This window comes from Bacteroides sp. ZJ-18, from assembly GCF_011038705.2.
GTDB classification, from domain to species: Bacteria; Bacteroidota; Bacteroidia; order Bacteroidales; family Bacteroidaceae; genus Bacteroides; species Bacteroides hominis.
The window spans coordinates 1,617,611-1,640,517 of record NZ_CP072198.1; the positions used below are offsets into that span (position 1 = coordinate 1,617,611).

Below are 22,907 nucleotides of genomic sequence, written 5' to 3' on the forward strand. Positions count from 1 at the left end.
TTTTGTCCTTTTTAGAATTTAACTGTAATACCAAAACCATAGCTTGATGTTCCCGGGAGCGAGAAGCGTTCGAAAGCACCAGCCATGTTGTTATTTCCCTGTGATGATTCAGGGTCAATACCATTATCCATTTCTGACCAAAGCAATAAGTTACGTGCAAAGACGTTTACTGTTACGCCTAAGTATGACTTATCCAGTACCGGATAACTTAAAGCGATTTCGCGTAATTTCAGGAATGAAGAACCGTATACTCCGGCTTCAGAGATCGTACTCAATCTGTCGAAGTAATTATAAGCGTTCTCACCGCTGATTTTGATGTCATTAGGTGCGTAAGAACCATCTGCCAACTGTTTTACAGCCGGTTTATTGAAGTAGAAGTAATCAGCTTTACGATAGTCTGCTGATTTCTGGGTTACACCATAATAGTCGAGTGTTGACACAGTACCGGCATACATACATCCACCTTGCTTCCAGTCAAGTACTGCAGAGAGGCGGAACTTATAAAATTCAAAAGTAGTATTGAAGCCCAGTCTGAAGTCAGGAGATACACTTCCCAACACTCTGTTTTCACCTAATGTCGGCATACCGTTTTCATCTACGACAATCTGACCATCTTCGTTTCTTTGATAGCTTGTACCATAGATAACCGGGAATTTATCACCGGCACTCAGACGTACTTGCGGATCAACAAAACCTCCTAACATGATGCTTGATACACCCGGAGCTAATTTATCGACATAGTTGTCGATTTTAGAGAAATTGAATGCAAAATCCCAGTTGAAGTTCTTAGTTTGGATCGGATTTACACTCAAAGTGATTTCGTGTGAGTTTGTATGTACCGATCCACCATTTGTGATCAATTCGCTATATCCGGTAGAAGTAGCCAAAGGCACCTCGAATATCTGATCCTTTACATTCTGGCGTGAATATGTATAGTTCAATGAAACTAAACCGTTCCAGAAACTGAAGTCTGCACCGATTTCGTATGATTTGGTGTTCTGAGGTTTCAGGTTAGGATCATAAATTTTGTAATATGGAATATATGAGCTGATTGATCCAATAGGATACTGGATAGGAGTTCCTGACGAGAATCCGCCACCATAGACCGGAGTTTTATAGTAAGAAGGATAGTAAGTACCTGCCTGCCCTACTTCTGCATAAGAAGCGCGAATTTTACCATAAGTCAGAACATCATTCTTCAGTGCTTCCAATTCGGTAAAGATGAAACCAAGAGAAACGGAAGGGTAAGTGAATGAACGGTTGTTGCGTGGCATGGATGAAACAATATCATTACGAACAGTAGCATTCAAATACAGCATGCTACGATATGCTAATGAAATGTTACCGAAGTTACCAACGGTACGCTCGCGATGGTAGGTTCCTGTAGACGAATAGATTGATGCGTTAGCTATATGGTTCCATCCTGGGAAATTGAAGTTATTTCCGAGGTTGTATTTGTATTTTGAAGAATTATCGACTAATTCATTACCATATAATACATTTAAGTCAAGTTCCGGAGTGATTTTCCAGTCATAAGTAACAGTTAACAATGAATTTATTTCATTGTTTGTAACGCTCTGCTCTTCAATGCTACCTGTTCCGTTGGAGTGTCCATATCCCCATGTATCGGTATAGTTAGTGGTATAAGCATCGGTACCTAACTGGTATTTTACATCCAGTTTATGATTTTCTGTACCGAAATCAGTAGAATATTTAGCAAATGCATTTCCAAAAAAACGTTGAGTACGTTCTTTAAAAGAGTTATTTTCAACGGCCCAATAAGCACCATCGAAACCGCCTGTCGAACGATACGTGTTTTGTGTATAAGGATCTCCATCAATGTGTGATGGGATACCGGCTAAATCGTAGCTGGACGGTGCACCATATACAGTTGCCAGGATACCATTGTTGGCACCGGTTTGCTTTTTGATTTTAGAATAAACGAAGTTTCCATTGAAACCGGTAGACCAATTCTTGTTCAATTGAGCTTGTGCAGTTAGTTTTGCATTATAACGATCCATACCTGTAGAAGGTACAATACCGTTTGCAGTAGTACTTCCTAAAGACAAAGAGTAACTTCCTTTATCGAGGCTTTGTGCCACGTTTGCACTGCTGTTCCACGTTACACCTGTATTAAAGAAATCTTTAGCATTGTCATATGCACGAGGAGTAGCCCATGGGTCCAGTCCTGCTTTGGCACGCTGGTCTACATAGTATTGCCCCTGATGTTTACCGTATTTCTGGGTATAGGTATTATCCGTATTGCCACCATATTTGGGATCGTTAGCCAGTTCTGAGATCAAAGGGCCCCAAGAACGAGAATCTGATGGGCTAAAAGCACCATTAAATCCTTGTGCGAATTCTTTTTGGAAATCCGGCATAGTAGAAACCTTATCGAATGATAAACCAGTGTTGATGGTAACTTCCGGTTTACCTTTACGTGCACCTTTACCGCTCTTGGTAGTGATTACTACCACACCATTTGATGCGCGCATACCATACAGAGCAGAAGCAGCTTGACCTTTCAGGATGTTGATGCTTTCAATGTCATTCGGGTCGATATCTACCGCACGGTTTGCATAGTCAGAGCCTGTAACAGAGTTGAAAGTATCCAAGTCTGTAGATGATGAGATAGGCATACCATCCACAACATACAGGGGAGTGTTATCTCCTGTAAACGAGCGTGATCCGCGAATAGTCATTTTGGAAGAGGCACCCGGCATACCTGATGACGGTGAGATCTCTACTCCTGAAACTTTACCTTGTAAAGCGCTGGAAAGGTTACTACTTGATGCTTGAGTCAGCTTATCTCCTTTCACATCCTGTACGGCATACCCTAACGCTTTTTTCTCTTTTGAGATACCCATTGCTGTTACTACGACTTCGTCAAGTGCCTTAGAGTCAGTCTTTAATATCACTTTGATTATCGGTGCAATTGCTACCTCAGCAGTCTGCATACCGATATACGAAATCTGCAAAGTCTTTGCAGAACTGTAGTATATACTAAAATGCTTATAATGTGCGTATTACACAATGATATTGAACTTAGTAAAAAGAAAAAAAGATTTATTAAAACGCTTATTATCAAAATACTACAAATCTTCTATTTTATTGAGAAGCTCAAAATGAAACACTTCATATATCTTACAATAATCAGATAATACATTGATTATCAGCATGAATAAGATTCTGCATTCTATTTCCTATTCTACTACATTTTTCCTTTGTACTAATTGACTATTTGCTTTATATAGATATTTTATTCACCTATCAATAGTCGAAATTTAGAGTAGTGTCACATTCACAGATCGCATATAAGATAAATATTTTTTAATGTGTCTTTCATTTGTATCTTGAAATAAACGACATTTTTCTATTGAAAAACAGTTTGAGTTACTTTTGGCTAATATACAACAAATGTCATAATGAAACTCAATAGGAAGTTCCATTATTGTGAAATAAAAAAGGCCACTCCCTTTTAAAGAAAGCAGCCTTTTAATTACATGATTAATCCACTATTAATATCCGGGATTTTGTTGAGCTCTCAAGTTTGGATTTACATTTGTTTCATCAACAGGAATCGGAAGTATAGCTCTAAAGTAAGTTCGGTCAAAGCTTTGCGATTCTTTAATTAGTGAATAATGATACCCCTTATCTGCTTCATCTTTATAGCGAACGATTGTTTCATTATTGCGTAATGCATCGAAGTAACGTTGACCTTCACCAATCATTTCTTTTCTTCTTTCAAGAATGATTCTTTCTACTGTAGCATCTGCTTCCGAAACAGCCTTAGCTTCCGGATTCGCTCTCAGAACAATTTCATTCAGGTATTTAGCAGCTTTATCCTGGTGTCCCCCAAGCTTAGCCGCCGCTTCTGCAGCGCTCAAATATACTTCCGAAAGACGAAGTAAAGGCAGATTATTTAAACGCATTTCACCTACGTCGTCCTTATCAGCCGGGAATTTATTAATGAAGATTTTTGCATCGCCATATTCTTCTTTAAGATCCTTATCATACTGAGCCGGCAATACCATACCTATACGAACATCTTTAGGATCCTGACTCAGCATATTCATAAAGTTTTTTGTTACTATTGCATCCGCATATCCGTTCTCGTTCAGCAAATAAGCAATACCATTACGGTCAGTCCAGTCATCATTACTTGCATTTATAACTTCGAAAATCATTTCGTTCGTATGTGCTCCATTGCTTTTATACCATGCATTTACATATTCTTCATTAGTCCAAAGTTTATATGGAGAGTTGGTTATAATATCTTCAGCAACTTTGAGTGCATTCTCGTTATCACCTTTAGTCAGATAGACTCTGGTAAGCAAGGCTTTTGCTGCCCATTCATTGATATATCCCTGAGTCTTATCTTTAGCAAGATATCCAGAATTAATAGCGTCAGTCAAGTCTCTGATGACTTGTGTATAAACTTCTGCTACTGTATTTCTGGAAGGCAAATCATTTCGTTCCAAAGGTTTCAAGATAACCGGGACACCCAAAGAAGCTCCGTTATCGGCTGTATAAGGCATACCATAGATTCTCACTAAGTCAAAATGAACCAATGCCCTGACAACCAATGCTTCTGAATATATTTTACCTATTTGTGCTTCTGTTGCGTCAGTCACCTTTTTTTCGTTAATTGCTTGAATCAGACGATTGGCACGGCGAACTACATTATAAGGTATATTCCACATATTAGGAGCATCATCCACAGTATAGCGCATCTCATAGCATGATGACGAACGCATACCCTGAGTTCTGGCTTGCATATCCTCAGCACGAACATCTCCATAATAAAACATACGGGCACCGTAATAGCTGGTGCTATTAGAGTTTCCCTGAATACCATCATACATACCTGTACGTGCAGTCAGAGCATCATTATAGTTTGTAATTGCATCTTCTGATGGAATTCCGTCAGCAGGTTTTCTATCCAGCCAATCATTCCCGCAGGAAGACAAACTTAGGATAGTAGCAACCAGTGTTATTGATTTATATATCTTTTTCATAAATTCTTTTTTCATAAATTGTTTCTACTTGATTAAAAACCAATTTCAATACCAAATGTAACAGTTCGAAGAGCCGGAGTCTCGAATGTACACAATCCGTCAACCGGAACTTCCGGGTCAACATACAAACTCTTTTTCTTCCAAGTTAGCAAGTTGTTTCCTGAAACATAAGCTCTTAATTTACTGATGCCTGCTTTAGACGACCAGTTTTGTGGTAAAGTGAATCCCAAAGTCATATTCTTCACACGTAAATGATCTGTAGACATCAGCCAACGCGAAGAGGCTTTATTAGTGTTACCGTATGCAAATTGTGGCAATTTGGCATTATCACCTGTTTTCTGCCAGGTATCTTCCATCTTGTAATAAGCAGGAACATTACCCACATAATTATAAGTACCTCCATTAGATTGTAGCCAGGTAGCATAATCATAAGCATGTCCGCCCAAAGAGTAAGTCAGGGTTAAATTGAAATCAATAAACTTCCAACTGATATAATTGGTCAAACCACCTTGTACTTTAGGTTCGATAGAACCGATAATCGTTTTATTAGCAGCAGCAGAATTTGTTGTTGTTTCACGGCTACCATCTTCACCGTTTATATAATACAGTTCTTTACCTGTTTGAGGATCAACACCTGCATATTCATAGGCATAGATAGAATAATATGGTTCACCCACACGGTGGATAGAAACCCCATCAATGATTTCCTGTTGTTCGCCATCCAACTTGGTCAGCTTATTCTTATTATGTCCTAAGTTCAAGGAAGTAGTCCAGAAAAGGTCCTTGTTCTGGATGTTGGTAGACTTCAATTCCAATTCAAAACCACGATTTCTCATTGAGCCAACGTTCACAAGCATATTAGCAGTACCCGCACTATTGATTACACCGACTGCAGCAGAAATCGGTTTATCCATTAAGAGATCTTTTGTCTCACGGTTATACCACTCAGCAGAAATAGTCAACCTATTGAGTAGTGTAAGGTCAATACCGATATTTGTGGCATAATTCTTTTCCCATTTCAGATTCGGATTATAGAAACGAGCTTCTGACGAACCACCATTTCCATTATAATTATATCCAAATTCATATACCCCCATATATCCGTAATAGTCTTTGGGCTGTGTACCATTTACACCGTAAGAAGCACGGATCTTAGCATCAGTAATAACATTGGATAATGATTCCATAAATGCTTCCTGTGAAAGTCTCCATGAACCTGATACAGACCAGAAATTGCCCCAACGACTATCTCTTGATAAACGCGAACTTCCATCACGACGGAAACTACCACTTACATAATATCTTCCGGCATAATCATAATTCAAACGTCCTAAATAGGAAGTCATTCGATAACTATTAATGTTACTGGCACCTCTTGAAACACCTGCATTTGTAATCTCCGGTAAGTAGGATGGATAAGTATTACCATTAGTATAGGTATAATCGTATTTGTAATCCTCCGTTTCAAATCCCAACAGTACATCGATATTATGGTGTTCTGCAAATGTCTTGTTGTAAGTTAACTGAGTTTGAGTATTCAACTTGCTTCTGTTCATCATATAGCGTTGAAATACCCCTTTTGAAGAACGACCATCATTGGAACGAGGATCCCACCATACACGATTGTTTGTCTGGTTAAAATCATAACCCAAAGTTTCTTTTATATTCAAATTATCCCAGATATTCCATGTTGCAGCCAATGTATTCAAAGTACGCACAATTGTACTACGATCATAATTATATGTTGCAGTCTGAAGAGGATTGGCACCATTCAAAGCAGGGAAACTCGTACTAAATGTACCATCTTCATTATATGGGAATGTAGAGGGAGAAGCTGTCATAGCCAGACACATGATGGGGCTTGAGAAACTAGTCCCTTCCGAGTTTACTTTTTGAGTTGAATTTGTAAACATCGTACTTGCCTCAATTGTAACGCGGTCTGCCGTATGACTCATATTTGCACGTCCGGTGATACGCTCGTATCCAGACTGTAGTGTAATGCCTTCCTGTTTGGTGTATCCAAAAGAGGTATAGAATTTAGTCCGCTCATTTCCTCCTTGAGCATTTACTTCATAATTTTGGTGAGAACCGTTTCTGAAAAGAATATCTTCCCAATCAGTATATCCACTCCAAGGTTTTGCAGCATATTTATCAATATTATTATCTGCATAGTTCGTGGCATAAGCTTCATCCTTTCCAGAATTTAAAGCATAGTTTTTAAGACCCATATATAGGATATCGCGTCTATCTTCACCATTCAGAATGGGACGATAATCAATAGCTTTGTTGGAGAATCCCCAGTCTGCCCTCACATTGAGTTTCAATTTTCCTGAAGCTCCCTTTTTAGTAGTAATTACAATAACACCGTTTGCTGCGCGTGAACCGTAAAGTGAAGCAGCCGCTGCATCTTTAATTACCGTCATTGATTCGATGTCATTGCTGTTGATGGTGGACAACAAGCTATTACCTGACTGAGAATAAGTGAATTCACTTGCGTCACCAGTCATTACAGGTACTCCATCAATGACATATAACGGATCATTACCAGCATTAATTGACCCCATTCCACGAATACGTACAGATTCAACAGCACCCGGTTGTCCGGAAGTAGACGTAATCTGTACACCGGCAACAGAACCGGCTAATTTATCTTGTACGCTCAAAGAAGGAACATCCTGAAGTTTTTCCGTCGTAATACTTGATGCCGCTCCCGTAAAAGATGATTTTTTAAATGTACCATATCCTGTTACAACGACTTCGTCCAACACTTCCGTATCAGGTTTTAGCGTAATCTTCATAACAGGCTTAATTGCTACTTCAACAGTTTGCATACCGATATACGAAATTTGCAAAGTCTTTGCAGAACTTGGTATACCAGATAACGTAAATTTACCATTTAGATCAGTAATAACACCTACAGTGGTGCCCTTAGCTAATACAGAGGCTCCAACAACTGGTTGCCCATCTTCTTCAGAAATAACAACACCTGTTACCTTCTGAGTTTGGGCGGTTACTAGACCTATACCTATAAAAAGGCAAGTCAATAACAGCATTAATTTTCTTTTCATAAATTCTCTCTTAAAGTTTAACTTTACATTAATTGTTTCTTTACTCTAACAAAATGCAAATATATTAAGAAATATGAAACGAACAATTATTTCTATAAAAAAACCTTGCAAATATAACAAATCGTTATCTAAATACGCGATTTTATGTCTAATAACATAGAAATACGCCTTAAAAAACGTAAACGGGGTTTGTATTGCTAACATGTTGCAGGTACTAATAATATGCATTTTTGTCTATTTTTGTATATTCAAGGCTTAATATGAGCAAAAATAGTGCTCGTTTTTCTGTCAAGGAAGTTTTTATAAATACAAATTAGTCACTTTTAAAAAATACAAATTAGTTATTTCTATATAAAAATAGCAGGTTTTAGCAGATATTAAACCTTATTCAATTCTAATATTGAGTCTATGCACGTCTTATTTGTCCATAGTATTAATTAAAAATAAAGGAAATGGATAAAATTATTTACAGTTTAGTGTATAATAGAAAAAAGAGCCTGAACAAAAAAGGGATGGCGTTGGTACAGGTTGAGGCTTACTTAAACAGGAAGAAGAAATATTTTTCTACCAAGGTTTACTTGAGTCCTGACCAATGGGATTTCAAGAAAAGGATGGTTAAAAACCACCCTAATGCGGATGCTATCAATCACATGCTCTATGAGTTCATGGCAGAAATAGAGAAGAAAGAACTGGGATTGTGGCAACAGGGAAAACAAATTTCATTGGATTCACTAAAAAATTCAATGGAAAGTCAGGATGATGGAACTTCGTTTATTGCGTTCTTCCGCAACGAAATAGCCAAATCTTCATTGAAGGAGAGTACCAAACGTAACCATTTATCAACTTTGGAGTTATTGAGAGGCTATAAGAAAGATGTGTCATTCTCAGATCTGACATTTGAATTTATATCCTCATTTGATCATTACCTCCAGCAAAAAGGGTATCACACCAATACCATTGCGAAGCACATGAAACATTTGAAAAGACATATCAATGTAGCCATAAATAAAGAATATATGGAGATACAGAAATATGCCTTTAGAAAATATAAAATTAAAAGTATCGAAAACAGCCATACTCACCTTTCTCCAGAAGAATTAGGAAAGATTGAAAGTTTGGAATTGGATGGCCGGTTTATGAAACTGGAAAAGACAAAAGATGCTTTCCTCTTTTGTTGTTATGCAGGATTACGATATTCTGACTTCACCAACTTATCCCCTGAAAACATAGTGAAAATGCATCAGGAAACCTGGCTTATTTATAAATCTGTGAAAACGAATACGGAAGTGCGCCTTCCGCTTTATCTTTTATTTGAGGGAAAAGGAATAGAAGTCTTGAATAAATATCAGGATAATCTTGCTGATTTTTTTAAGCTTAGAGATAATTCAAATGTGAATAAGGAATTATTGATCATAGCAAAATTATCAGGGTTGAATAAACGTATTTCGTTCCATACCGCTCGCCATACCAATGCTACATTATTAATATACAGTGGAGTCAATATTACTACTGTACAAAAGCTATTGGGACATAAAAGCGTGAAGACAACTCAAGTTTATACTAATATAATGGACATAACTATTGTACGAGACTTAGAAAAGTCTAAAAATAATCGCAAAGTATCTTATATGTAACAGAGATTTGTGCCTTACGTAGATGTATTGACTATTAACATTGTTAACACGAATCACAGTTCTCAAGTACCGTTTCTATAAAGAACTTGTTTTCTGATTGAAAATCACTAATTCTTTGCATGTAGGAAGTTAGTTTTAACATTATGTTAAAACTAACTTCCTACATGCAAAAAGTGAACGGTTTAATTGGCTGTTTATTAAATATATAAGCTTATTAATCCTATTATAAGGAAATTTAGGTTGGCATTCTCTGTTTTTATATAAATATCAAATTAGTAATTATCCTTTTTTATTTCTAAGCCGTTTATGTAAAATAATAATAGACTGCTTTATGACTTTTTTTTCGTTTGGAACTATTGAGTATAACATTCTTTTTTCAATCGCATACTTTTTAATCTATATTTCACTTGCAATAAGCGGATTACGCGTACAATAGTGGGAGATAGATATGGGAATCATTCGGATTTTATTGTTAGTACTTTTATCATATATATTTGATATTCAAACATATAACCATTGATATCGTAGTATAAGCACAAGTTCTCTGTATCTTTTATAAAATACTGATAATAAATAGTTTATAATATAATTGTAGTTCTGCAAAGACTTTGCAAATTTCGTATATTGGTATGCAAACTGTTGAGGTAGCAATTAAACCAGTTGTGAAAATTATATTAAAATCAGATACCGAAATTCTCGATGAGGTAGTGGTGACAGGATATGGTACATTTAAAAAATCGACTTTCACAGGTGCAGCATCCACAATGGCCACTGAAAAATTGCAAGATATCCCCACTATGGCTGTAGAAGATAAACTTGCAGGTTCTATCCCGGGAGTACAAATCAGTTCCTATTCAGGTGCACCGGGAGCTACAACATCCGTGCGTATTCGTGGAATGGGTTCTATGAATGCAGGGAATGATCCTTTATATGTAATTGATGGCACCCCAGTACAATCAGGAAATATTAGCGCTTTTAATACTCCCAATACAGGTGAAGGATATAATAGTACCGGTACCAACGTATTGGCTACCTTAAATAGTAATGATATAGAGTCAATTACGGTCATCAAAGATGCAGCGGCTGCCTCACTTTACGGTTCACGTGCTGCTAATGGTGTTATTGTGATCACAACTAAGAGGGGATCCACAGGAAAAACTCAATTTAATTTTCGTAGTGACTGGGGATTCTCCAATATAGCAGTCAATTACCGTCCGACTCTTAGTGGAGATGATCGTCGTGAATTGATTAAGTTTGGTCTAAAGAATTATTATATGGATGAAGAGGGTATGACTGCAGCCCAGGCTGAAGTTGCTTTAGAAGATGATATTGATACTTTTGCTGCAAAACCAGTTGGCGGTTGGACAAATTGGAAAGATATCTTGTTCAAAAATGGTAGTCACCAGAATTATGAAATCAGTGCTCAAGGTGGAACAGAGAAGACGAAATTTTATACATCTTTGGCTTACACTAAACAAGAAGGAATTACTGAACGTTCGGGTTTAGAACGCATGACAGGTAATGCAAATCTATCTCATGAAACAGGACGTGTAAGATTAGAAGCTTCTACTTTATTTTCACGTATTCATCAGAATATGACTAACGAAGGAACTTCTTTTGCCAGTCCTATTATGAATGCTTTTTGGACAGCGTCACCTTCTGTCGTTCCCTATAATGAAGATGGAACCTTCAGTTCTAATTTTCCTTTGACGAATGGCGCAAACCCGGTCCAAACACGTACTTATAATTATGATCGTAATGATATTACACGTTCATTTAATACATTGACAGCTACTGTTACTCTTTGGGATGAGTTAAAGTTACGTGAAAAAATAGCCTTTGATTATACTTCTTCAATTGAATCTGTATGGTGGGATCCCCGTAGTATGGACGGACGTTCTTCCAATGGAGTATTTCAGCGTTATAATCGTACACTGGAAACATTGACAACCCAGACCCAGCTAACTTACATCAAGACATTTGCCCAAAAACATAACTTGGACGCTTTATTGGGGTTTGAAACAGAAGACTTCACGGATATTTGGGTGTATACTCATGGTTCTCAATATCCTGGTTACAAGAATGAAATTGCAAATGCAGGAGAAACCTCTTCTAATAGTAACCGTGATAAATCGCGTTTAACTTCTTTTTTGGGGCGTGTGAATTATAATTTTGATAATAAGTATTATGCAGGGGTCAGTTACCGCCGTGATGGAAGTTCCCGTTTAGCAAGAAATAATCGTTGGGGAGACTTTTGGTCTGTATCCGGATCTTGGAGATTTATGCAAGAGTCATTTATGGAATCTATCAGAAATGTAATAACTGATGGTAAACTTCGTTTGTCGTATGGGGTAAATGGGACACAACCCAGTACTTATTATAGTTATATGACTAATATGTATAGGGCTGGGCAAATTTATAATGGACAATCGGGTATGGGAATTATTGGTATCGGGAGTCCTAATTTGAAATGGGAAAAGAATAAAGCTTTTAACCTTGGATTAGACGTGACTTTATGGGAACGTCTGAGTCTAACTGTGGATTATTATACACGTAAAACAAGTGATTTGTTAATGAATAAACGGATCTCTTATGTTCCAGGTTATTATGATCCAATCAGTTTTGCTCCGACAGCTTTGCAGAATGTAGGTTCTCTGGAAAATGAGGGTATCGAGTTTAGTTTATCCTCAACTAATCTGCAGACTCAGGATCTGATCTGGACAACGACCTTTAACATTGGGCATAATAAGAATAAATTGGTTAAACTGGATGGTATCCAAACGGATGAAATAGACGGTGCGTTGATACATCGTGTAGGTGAACCATACTATTCCTATTATATGTTCGAATATGCAGGTGTCGATCCCAAAACAGGTAATGAAATGTATTATAAAAACAACGGCACTAATGAAACCACAACCCTGACTTCTGAAGCTCAGAAAGTCATTGTTGGACATCATGATCCGAAAGTAGAAGGCGGATTAACAAATTTCTTAAAATGGAAATTTATTGATCTTAATCTGACACTAACTTATTCTTTAGGGGGTAAAGCCGTAGATTATGCAACCTGGTTACATGACAACGGTGGCACTTATACATCTTATGGGGCTATTCCTTCATACTATAAATTGGAAGATATGTGGAAAAAAGAGGGAGATAATGCTAAATTGCCTAAATTCAAATATGGGAACTCACGCGTACTTTCATCGCGTTGGTTAATGCCTACTGACTATCTTCGTTTGAAAAATCTGTCATTAGGATTTTCTGCACCCAAGAATCTTTTATCTAAAATGGGAATTTCCAAGGCGAGAGTTTATTTCTCTGCTAACAACTTGCTAACTTGGAAATCAAAGGACTTGTTAGTTGATCCGGAAATGCCTGTAGATGGCTTGTGTACGTTCGAAATGCCTGCATTAAGAACGTATACATTCGGTATAGAAATTGGTTTTTAATAATTAAAAAAGAAAATAAGTATGAAGAATACAATATATAAAGCATTAATAGCTATTACTTTAACGGTTGGCATGTCTTCGTGTGTCAATAATTGGCTGGACGTAGAACCAGGCAACCAGGTGGAAGCAGATGAAGCTGTTACTACGAGTGCTGACCTCTCTTCTGTACGTGCTGGAATGTATCAAATGATTAAGGGAACTAGCGATTTCAACGATTATTATGCTGCTCGTATGTTATATTATGGAGAGGTAAGAGGCGAAGATATGCAGACAGAAAAATCCGGCAGCCGTTCTCAACTGAGTTATGACATGACTTATTCAACTGCGGACAATGCACCTGATATCTGGCAAACGCCTTATGTTATTATTGGACGTGCCAACCGAATTATTGAAGCAGCAGAAAGTGGAAAACTGACTGATAAGGAAGAAGCAGCGGATATCATTGCTCAGTATGCAGCAGAAGCAAAAGTAGCCCGGGCTATGGCACATTTTGATTTGGTACGTGTGTATGGTAAAACCTATACTGCTCCTGAAGCACCTGCTTCATTGGGTGTTCCTGTAGTTACTATGGTATTGGATTCAGATAGCAAATTGCCCCGAAATACAGTAGAAGAGGTTTATACGCAAGCTATCAAAGACTTGGTTGATGCTATTAACTCAGGATATCTTGCTAAAGATAAGACTCAGGGGTATATCAATGAATGGGCAGCAAAAGCCTTGCTTACCAGAATCTATCTGACTAAAGGTGATAACGAGAATGCACTCAAAGTTGCTGAAGATATTATAACCAATTCTCCATATAAACTTTGGACTAATGAAGAATATGTTGCCGCATGGAGCAAAATCAGTGGAGTTCATTCTAACGAAATGCTTTTTGAAATAGCCATTACTGGTTCTACAGACTGGACAGATCGTGAGGGTATCGCCTACCTATATAATGAGGATGGATATGCAGACGTAATTGCAACTAAAAAGTTTCTCGATTTGTTAAATGAAGATCCGAAGGATGTACGCTTAGGTGTATTTTTAGCTCCAACAACTAAGGATTTCCAGAAGTTGTATGGGCCAAATACAGTCTTTTTAAATAAATATCCTGCAGATGGGTTAAGTGATTTACGTTATAACAATGTTCCGTTGCTTCGTTTGTCAGAAGTATACTTAAATGCAGCTGAGGCTGCTGCCAAATTAGGCAATCAGAATGATAAAGCTGTAAAGTATTTAGATGCTATTGTAAAACGTGCTAATCCGGCTAACACAGTGCAGGGTACAATTGTTACGGTTGATAGGGTTTTATTGGAAAGAAGAAAAGAATTGATAGGCGAAGGACACCGTTTTTTTGATGCGATGCGTAATAATGAAACTATAGTTCGTTATACATCTAAAGAAGATCAGGGATGGCAACAAGCATTAAAAGAGGAAGTACGCAGTTTTAACCGTGATTTCTACAAGACTTTATTACCAATCCCACAAAATGAAATAGATGCCAATCCAGCAATGAAAGATCAACAAAATATCGGATATTAATCTAAAGTAGTAAAATTTATACAATGAACCCACTACGAGTGAAACTACTTGTAGTGGGTTTGTTATTTGTATCTGTCGTTCAAGAATCTAAAAGGATAATACAGGAAAAAATTAAACTTATTTTTTATCTGGAAAGTGATTAAAAAACAAAAAATGATATTTTGAGGATTTGGATCAAAAATATGTACATATAAAAAACGGAATTTACTTGGAGAAGCGAAATGGTAGAATAACGACCAAAGCTTATTGCTTATATAACACTGATTGACATTATCTTATATGCTTATTATGAGGGAGATATAATAAAACATATAATAACTTTGGCTTCTTAGTATTTTTATATTTGACTGATTATTAAATTATTGATATAGAGAACAGACATGTATACCAAGTTCATACACTGTTTGTAACATGCACATTATAAGCGTTTTAGTAAATACTACAGTTCTGCAAAGACTTTGCAGATTTCGTATATCGGTATGCAGACTGCTGAGGTAGCAATTGCACCTAATATTAAAGTGATATTAAAGACTGACTCTAAGGCACTTGATGAAGTGGTAGTAGTAGCTTATGGAACACAAAGTGCACGTACTGTGACTGCATCTGTGTCTTCTGTAAAGGCAGATGCTTTGAAAGATGTACCGAGTGTAAGTTTTGATCAGATGCTTCAAGGGCGTGCATCGGGTGTCAGTATCACTACTCCGTCGGCCGGTGTAGGACAGGCTCCGATTGTGAGAGTGCGTGGTGTGAACTCAATCACTTCCGGAACTTCTCCTTTATATGTAGTCGATGGTGTGCCCATTGAATCGGGTAACCTTTCTTATTTGGCTAATGCCAATGCATTGGCCGATATTAATCCTGCTGATATTGTGTCTATGGATGTTTTGAAAGATGCGGCTGCGGCTGCATTGTATGGTTCGCGTGCTGCGAATGGGGTTATTTTGATTACTACTAAACAAGGTCAAAGTGGTAAAGTCAAAGTGAGCTATGATGGTTTTGTGGGTTTCTCAAATGCGACAGATTTTTATGAAATGATGAATGCTCAGGAATACGTGGACTTTAAGAATTTGGCTGTAAAGAACCGTTATGGGACGGATGAATTGTCACTGACTGCCGGTTATGTTTCTCCTTATGGTAACAAAGCATTCAATATGATGAAAGATGCCAATGGCAACTATGTAGATACAGATTGGAAAGATGCTGCATTCCAGAACGGATTGTCACAAAGTCATTCTGTTGCCGTAAGTGGCGGATCGGATAAAGTGCGGTATTATTTGTCTGGTAACTATACAACTCAGGAGGGGATTGTAAAAGGCGACAAGTATGACCGTTTAGGGGTGAAGGCTAACATTAACGTACAGGCTACTGACTGGTTAAAAGTAGGAATGAACACCAACGTAACAACCGGGACAACTTCTTATGTAGATGCTGCCCGTAGAGGTTCTAACTTTGCCGTTGGAGGGTTCCCGCGTCTGGCATTGATCAATGCCCCTAATTTACCGATGTACAATGAAGATGGTACTCCTTATTATTTAGCTCAAGGTCTGGGTTATGGAGGAAATACTGTGTTTAGTACTTTTTCTAATCCGGCGGCTATTTTATCTTTAGGCAATGGTTTGAGTTCTGATGTAACCCGTTTCATTGGTGTATTTTATGCAGAGGCAACTCCGGTTAAGGGATTGTCATTGAAAACCCAATATGGTGTGGATTATGCCCGTATCGAGGAACAGCGTTTCTGGTCTCCATTGCATGGAGATGGTGTGAACAGTAAAGGTCTGGCAAATGCTTATAACACCAAAAATAACAGATGGACCTGGACAAATACGGCAACTTATAGCTTTTCTTTGGGACAGAATAATTTTAATTTGTTAGCCGGTACGGAGGCATCCGAGAGAAATAACTCTCGTTGGACTGCACAGCGTAAAGATTTACAGGATGATAAATTCATTGTATTTCAGGGACCTTTTGGTTCGGCAACTGCCGGTGGTAGCTTGTCCAACAATACCATGGTCTCTTATTTCGGACGTATCAACTATGATTACGCTTCTAAATACATCGTGTCTCTTAACTACCGTCGCGATGGTTATTCTGCTTTGAGTGAGAAGAATCGTTGGGGTAACTTCGGAGGAGTTTCTGCTGCATGGCGTGTCTCTGAAGAAGCTTTCTTCCAGCCTTTACGCAACGTGGTTGATGACTTGAAAATAAAGGGAAGCTATGGTGTGGTTGGTAACACCGATATTTACGATTATGCTTCAAAGTCATTTTATTCAAGTTATAATTATGGTATAAATGGTACATATGGTTTGGCTCAGATTGCTGACCCGAACTTGAAATGGGAGTCTTCGGAGAAATATAGCATTGGCTTCAATGCCCGATTGCTGAATAGGATCAATGTAGACTTTGACTACTATTATACGAAGTCTTCCGACTTGATTCTGGATGTGCCCCAATCACCTTCTAAAGGTATCCCGGGCAATATAATTACCACTAATGCCGGAAAGATGAGGAACAGCGGTATTGAATTGACCGTTTCTGCCGATGTGATAAAGAACAGTGATTTTACTTGGGAAACGAGCTTTAACATCACTACTAACAAGAATAAGGTTATTTCACTGGCTGATGGCGTGGAGAATATTCTTAAAGGAGATAATGGCGGTTTAGAAATTACGAATATCACAGTACCCGGAAAGTCTATCGGACGTCTGTATCTGTACCCGACTGCCGGAGTAGATCCCAAATCGGGTCGTAGAGTGTTTATCACTCCGGAAGGTGACAGAACCTTACTGATGTTTGAAAAAGGGGGGTGGTTCTATGAAGACGGAACAGAATATGCCGGTGAATTTGAACCTGTTGATTGTGGAAACACACTTCCTACCTGGTACGGTGGGTGGACCAATAACTTTAAATATAAAGGTTTCGATCTTTCTTTGTTCTTCCAATTCTCGGGAGGTAATAAGATTTATAACGGAACCAAAGCCAGTGTGAGTGATATGCGTTACTGGAATAACTCTAAAGACGTTTATAATAAGTATTGGACTCCGGAACGTACCCATGCAGAGTATCCTATGCCGATATACGGTGATAATTATTCTAATGGTTCGGCATTGCCTATCAGCGACTTAGTGGAAAGAGGAGATTATTTGCGTCTGAAGAATGTGTCACTGGGTTATACGTTCAATACAAAGAACTGGTCGAAAGCGGTAGGAATCTCTGCGCTCCGTCTCTATGTTCAGGCTCAGAATCTGTTTGTGATTACAGGATACAGCGGCATGGATCCCGAAACACTTACCAATGTAGAAAGTGCTACTTTAGCCGGTGGTACAGATAAGAATACTTTGCCTCAGGCACGCACGTATACAATCGGTGTGAACCTGACATTCTAATATGGTTTTATATTAACAGATAAAAGAAACTACAATGAAAAAGATAATTATATTTTCGACATTATGCGCTTCTCTCTTTTTAGGTAGTTGCAGCAGCAGCTTCCTCGATCAGGAGCCTCCATTATATGTAAACGAGAACGATATTTTCACAAGCCCTACCCGAATAGAGGCTACTCTGAACGGCTTGTATGCTGCAATCAAGAACACAGGGACTAAGTCTTTGATGGGAGGTAAGTCCTATATGGTGTTTGACAACAGGGGAGATGATGTTATCAATATCTCCAACAACTTGGTGACTTTGTTCAATACCTATAATATGAATGTGGGCATTACGGATGCCGAGAATGCTGACACCTGGACATACGCTTATCTGGCCATCAATAAAGTAAATACTTTCCTTCAGTCTCTTGAAGGTGCCAAAGAAGTTGCCGGTGAGAATTATGACCGCTATGTGCAGGAAGCTAAGTTTGTCAGAGCTTTGGCATACTATTATCTGAATAATTTGTATCCGACTCCATATTCTGTAAATCCCGATGCAAAATCTGTTCCGTTGCGTCTTACTGCCGAGGCCGGAACCGAAAATAACAATATGCCTCGCTCTACAGTAAAGCAGATTTATGACCACATTCTGTCTGATCTGGAAAACATTTCGGCATTAAATACCGAAGTGAATACCTATGCAGGAGTTACACATGCTACTCAGGCCGCTGCCAACATGCTTAAGATGAGAGTTTATATGGCAATGAACGAATGGGACAAAGCCATTGCAGCCGGAGAGTTAGTGACCGGATATAGTTTGCCGGAAGACGTAACATTGATTTATAAGGCCCCGTATTTCAGTCAGGAGAGCATCTTCTCTTTGCCGATGGCTGATACCAACATCCCGAATACACAGCAGTCGTTGGCAGAATATTATTATGATGGTAAGATCATGTTGATTGATACGAAAAGCGGAATTATGTCAAAGCCTGATTATTCGTTGGCTACCGACAAGCGTATTATCGCCTTTAAAGGGGAGAAAGACTTGTTGTTGAAGTTTACGGATGCAAAAACTAAATTGCAGTGGGTGCCCATTTTCCGCTATGCCGAAACTTTGCTCGACCTTGCCGAATGTTATGCCAACAAGGCCGGAGGTGAAGCTACTGCCAAAAGCCTGTTGAAACAAGTCAGAGGACGTTCGGTAGATGCAGCTACGGATCCGTTGAAGATCGATAACTTGACGGGTGATGCACTGAAAGAAGCTATTTACAACGAGAAACGCCTTGAGTTTATAGGCGAGGGTATCCGTGGTATTGATATTATGAGACGTGGGGAACGTTTCATTAAAGTGGGTGCGAATGAAACAATTAATGTGGGTCCGTCCGATGAAAAATATACTTGGCCGATACCTCAGGTTGAGTTGCTGTTGAATAAAGATATTAATAAATAAATAGTCAATAAATAATAAAGAATCGCTCAGGTAGAAACACTTGGGCGATTTTTTCTTTTAGTATGTTACGAAAATAGCTATATTTGTCGCCATATTATAATAAGGTATAAAGTAGAATGAAAGAATTTGTAATATCCGAAGCCAAAGTCGAAACTGCTGTTCTGGTAGGTCTCATCACTCAGACACAGGATGAACGCAAGACCAATGAATATCTGGACGAGCTGGCATTCCTGGCTGAGACAGCCGGGGCGGAAGTGGTGAAAAGGTTTACGCAGAAGTTGCCGACGGCTAACTCGGTGACTTATGTGGGAAAAGGAAAACTGGAAGAAATTAAAGAATATATAAGAACAGAGGCTGAAGAGGACCGGGAAGTGGGAATGGTCATCTTTGATGACGAACTCTCGGCCAAGCAGATACGTAACATCGAAGCTGAACTGCAAGTGAAGATACTGGACCGTACTTCACTGATTCTTGATATATTTGCCATGCGTGCCCAGACGGCTAATGCCAAGACTCAGGTAGAATTGGCGCAATATAAATACATGTTGCCCCGTCTGCAACGTCTCTGGACTCACCTTGAACGTCAGGGTGGTGGTTCCGGAAGTGGTAAAGGAGGTTCGGTAGGTCTTCGTGGTCCGGGTGAAACTCAGTTGGAGATGGACCGCCGTATCATCCTTAACCGTATGTCACTGCTTAAGGAGCGTCTCGCCGAAATAGATAAGCAGAAGTCTACCCAACGTAAGAACCGCGGACGCATGATCCGTGTAGCTTTGGTAGGTTACACCAATGTGGGCAAATCGACCATGATGAATCTGTTGGCGAAGAGTGAAGTCTTTGCTGAAAACAAGCTGTTTGCCACACTCGATACGACGGTACGCAAGGTGATTATCGATAATTTGCCTTTCTTGCTTTCCGATACGGTTGGTTTCATCCGTAAGTTACCTACTGACCTGGTGGATTCCTTTAAGTCTACCCTCGACGAAGTACGTGAGGCCGATCTGCTGGTTCATGTTGTGGACATTTCGCATCCCGGATTTGAAGAGCAGATAGAGGTGGTGAATAAAACACTGGCCGACATCGGTGGAGGTGGAAAACCAATGATTTTAATATTTAATAAGATAGACGCCTATACCTATGTAGAAAAGGCGCCGGACGACCTTACCCCCAAAACAAAGGAGAACTTGACACTCGAAGAACTGATGAAAACATGGATGGCTAAGATGGAAGATAACTGTCTGTTCATCTCCGCCCGTGAGAAAATCAATATAGACGAACTGAAGAGTGTGGTTTATCAGCGAGTGAAAGAATTGCACGTGCAGAAGTATCCCTATAACGACTTTCTCTATCAGACCTACGACGACGAAGAGTAACTTGTAGTTTGTAATAAGAGGATTATGGGAAAGACTTACCGTAGACTGACTGAAGATGAAATTCTTCAGTTGAAGAGCCAGTCGTGTCTGGCTGATGACTGGAACCATGTTGCGGTCGCTGAAGAGTTCACAACCGAATTTGTGCATCACACCCGTTTCTCGGGAGAGGTGAAACTGGGCGTTTTCCATTCGGACTTTATCTTGCCGGGAGGAATCAGGAAGCATTCCGGACTGAGGCATGTCACCTTGCACAATGTAATTGTGGGCGACAACTGTTGCATTGAGAATATCCAGAATTACATTGCCAACTACGAAATAGGAAACGACACTTTCATTGAGAATGTGGATATTATTCTGGTGGACGGTCTGACTCAGTTCGGTAATGGAGTAGAGGCCGCCGTGCTGAACGAAACGGGAGGTCGCGAAGTGTTGATCAATGACAAACTGTCTGCTCATCAAGCTTATATTCTGGCTCTTTACCGGCACCGTCCGGAACTGATCAGTCGGATGAAGGCGATCACTGACTATTACTCCAACAAGCATGCTTCTGCGATGGGGACCATCGGCAGCCATGTGATGATTCTCAATACCGGTTCTATCAAGAATGTGCGTATTGGCGATTATTGCCGGATTTGCGGAACCTGCCGTCTTTACAACGGAAGTATCAACAGCAATGAAGCCGCTCCGGTACATATCGGGCATGGTGTCATTTGCGATGACTTTATTATTTCCTCCGGTTCTCATGTGGACGATGGAGCTATGCTGACCCGTTGCTTCGTTGGGCAAGCCTGTCAGTTGGGACACAACTACTCTGCTTCCGATTCCCTGTTTTTCAGTAACTGCCAGGGAGAGAATGGTGAAGCATGTGCCATCTTTGCCGGTCCGTATACCGTAACCCATCATAAGTCTACCTTGCTGATAGCCGGTATGTTTTCGTTTATGAATGCCGGCTCGGGGTCGAACCAGAGTAATCATATGTATAAACTGGGACCGATTCATCAGGGGACATTGGAAAGAGGGGCTAAGACTACTTCCGATTCATACATTTTATGGCCGGCGCGTGTAGGGGCTTTTTCATTGGTGATGGGGCGTCATGTGAATCATGCCGATACCTCGAACCTGCCTTTCTCTTACCTGATCGAGCAGCAGAATACGACTTATCTGGTGCCGGGAGTCAATCTGCGCAGTGTCGGGACTATCCGCGATGCCCAGAAGTGGCCGAAGCGTGACAAACGTACGGACCCGAACCGCCTGGACTATATAAACTACAACCTTCTGAGTCCATATACTATCCAGAAGATGTTCAAGGGGCGCTCTATACTGAAAGAGCTGAAGCGGGTGTCCGGCGAGACATCGGAGATCTATTCTTACCAAAGTGCAAAAATCAAGAACTCTTCGCTGAATAGCGGCATACGCTATTACGAAATAGCTATCCATAAGTTTCTTGGTAATTCCATCATTAAGCGTCTTGAGGGGATTAACTTCAAAGATAATGAAGAGATACGCCGGCGTCTGAAACCGGATACCGAAATCGGAGTAGGCGAGTGGGTGGATATTGCCGGTTTGATTGCTCCGAAAAGTGAAGTGGAAAAACTGATTACCGGTATCGAAAGTGGTGAGATCGATCGTTTGAAGAGTATGAATGCCCGTTTTGCCGAGATGCACGATAACTATTATACTTACGAATGGACGTGGGCTTACCATAAGATACAGGAATTTTATGGTCTGAACCCCGAAACCATTACAGCAAAAGATGTTATCGCTATCGTCCGTGCCTGGCGTGAAGCAGTGGTCGGACTGGACCGCATGGTGTATGATGACGCACGCAAGGAATTCTCACTTTCGTCTATGACGGGCTTTGGTGCCGACGGCTCACGCGATGAAATGAAGCTGGATTTCGGTCAGGTACGTGGCGATTTTGAGAGTAATCCGTTTGTCACTGCCGTGCTGCAACACATTGATGATAAGACTGCTCTGGGTGAGGAGCTGATTAACCGTATCGGGCAACTGGCGTGACGGAATTACGAGC

8 protein-coding genes and 2 pseudogenes are annotated in these 22,907 nt (G+C 39.6%); 7 read left to right on the top strand and 3 right to left on the bottom strand.

The features are described from left to right. Window positions 1–11: 11 nt before the first annotated feature. The 3 genes from G7Y45_RS06530 to G7Y45_RS06540 all read right to left on the bottom strand — a co-directional run bounded on the left by G7Y45_RS06530 (window position 12) and on the right by G7Y45_RS06540 (window position 8,086). Window positions 12–3,002 (bottom strand): SusC/RagA family TonB-linked outer membrane protein, encoded by a 2,991-nt coding sequence (locus G7Y45_RS06530; protein WP_165167643.1) that lies wholly within the window; start codon window positions 3,000–3,002, stop codon window positions 12–14. A 516-nt stretch (window positions 3,003–3,518) separates the two neighbouring features. Then, window positions 3,519–5,018: a RagB/SusD family nutrient uptake outer membrane protein gene (locus G7Y45_RS06535; RefSeq protein ID WP_165017405.1), complete on the bottom strand. Its 1,500-nt coding sequence runs from the start codon at window positions 5,016–5,018 to the stop codon at window positions 3,519–3,521. Window positions 5,019–5,050: 32 nt separating this feature from the next. Then, window positions 5,051–8,086, bottom strand: a complete 3,036-nt coding sequence (locus tag G7Y45_RS06540; protein WP_234059599.1) for a TonB-dependent receptor — start codon at window positions 8,084–8,086, stop codon at window positions 5,051–5,053. Between the two features lie 452 nt (window positions 8,087–8,538). Here G7Y45_RS06540 and G7Y45_RS06545 point away from each other — a divergent pair, with 452 nt between their 5' ends. The 7 genes and pseudogenes from G7Y45_RS06545 (at window position 8,539) to G7Y45_RS06575 (ending at window position 22,894) form a co-directional block, all read left to right on the top strand. Then, window positions 8,539–9,720: a Tsr0667 family tyrosine-type DNA invertase gene (locus G7Y45_RS06545; RefSeq protein ID WP_005783269.1), complete on the top strand. Its 1,182-nt coding sequence runs from the start codon at window positions 8,539–8,541 to the stop codon at window positions 9,718–9,720. Window positions 9,721–10,325: 605 nt separating this feature from the next. Beyond that, window positions 10,326–13,172 (top strand): annotated as a pseudogene (locus tag G7Y45_RS06550) (SusC/RagA family TonB-linked outer membrane protein); the annotation flags it as partial. Window positions 13,173–13,193: 21 nt separating this feature from the next. Then, window positions 13,194–14,696, top strand: coding sequence for a RagB/SusD family nutrient uptake outer membrane protein (locus G7Y45_RS06555; protein ID WP_165017408.1), 1,503 nt, complete (start codon window positions 13,194–13,196; stop codon window positions 14,694–14,696). Window positions 14,697–15,151: 455 nt separating this feature from the next. After that, window positions 15,152–18,079: pseudogene (locus G7Y45_RS06560) on the top strand (SusC/RagA family TonB-linked outer membrane protein); the annotation flags it as partial. A gap of 34 nt (window positions 18,080–18,113) precedes the next feature. Then, window positions 18,114–19,508, top strand: a complete 1,395-nt coding sequence (locus G7Y45_RS06565) for a RagB/SusD family nutrient uptake outer membrane protein (RefSeq protein ID WP_022011049.1) — start codon at window positions 18,114–18,116, stop codon at window positions 19,506–19,508. 116 nt (window positions 19,509–19,624) lie between these two features. Further along, the gene (gene hflX, locus G7Y45_RS06570; RefSeq protein WP_005775357.1) at window positions 19,625–20,878 is read left to right on the top strand and encodes a GTPase HflX; all 1,254 of its coding nucleotides are present in this window, start codon (window positions 19,625–19,627) and stop codon (window positions 20,876–20,878) included. Window positions 20,879–20,902: 24 nt separating this feature from the next. Beyond that, window positions 20,903–22,894 (top strand): DUF4954 family protein, encoded by a 1,992-nt coding sequence (locus G7Y45_RS06575; RefSeq protein ID WP_005775359.1) that lies wholly within the window; start codon window positions 20,903–20,905, stop codon window positions 22,892–22,894. The last annotated feature ends 13 nt before the right edge of the window (window positions 22,895–22,907 follow it).

Bases quoted from the DNA above. Each gene is read 5' to 3' on its own strand.
- G7Y45_RS06535 (WP_165017405.1), bottom strand. From the start codon at position 5,018: ATGAAAAAGATATATAAATCAATAACACTGGTTGCTACTATCCTAAGT.
- G7Y45_RS06540 (WP_234059599.1), bottom strand. From the start codon at position 8,086: ATGAAAAGAAAATTAATGCTGTTATTGACTTGCCTTTTTATAGGTATA.
- G7Y45_RS06545 (WP_005783269.1), top strand. From the start codon at position 8,539: ATGGATAAAATTATTTACAGTTTAGTGTATAATAGAAAAAAGAGCCTG.
- G7Y45_RS06555 (WP_165017408.1), top strand. From the start codon at position 13,194: ATGAAGAATACAATATATAAAGCATTAATAGCTATTACTTTAACGGTT.
- G7Y45_RS06565 (WP_022011049.1), top strand. From the start codon at position 18,114: ATGAAAAAGATAATTATATTTTCGACATTATGCGCTTCTCTCTTTTTA.
- hflX (WP_005775357.1), top strand. From the start codon at position 19,625: ATGAAAGAATTTGTAATATCCGAAGCCAAAGTCGAAACTGCTGTTCTG.
- G7Y45_RS06575 (WP_005775359.1), top strand. From the start codon at position 20,903: ATGGGAAAGACTTACCGTAGACTGACTGAAGATGAAATTCTTCAGTTG.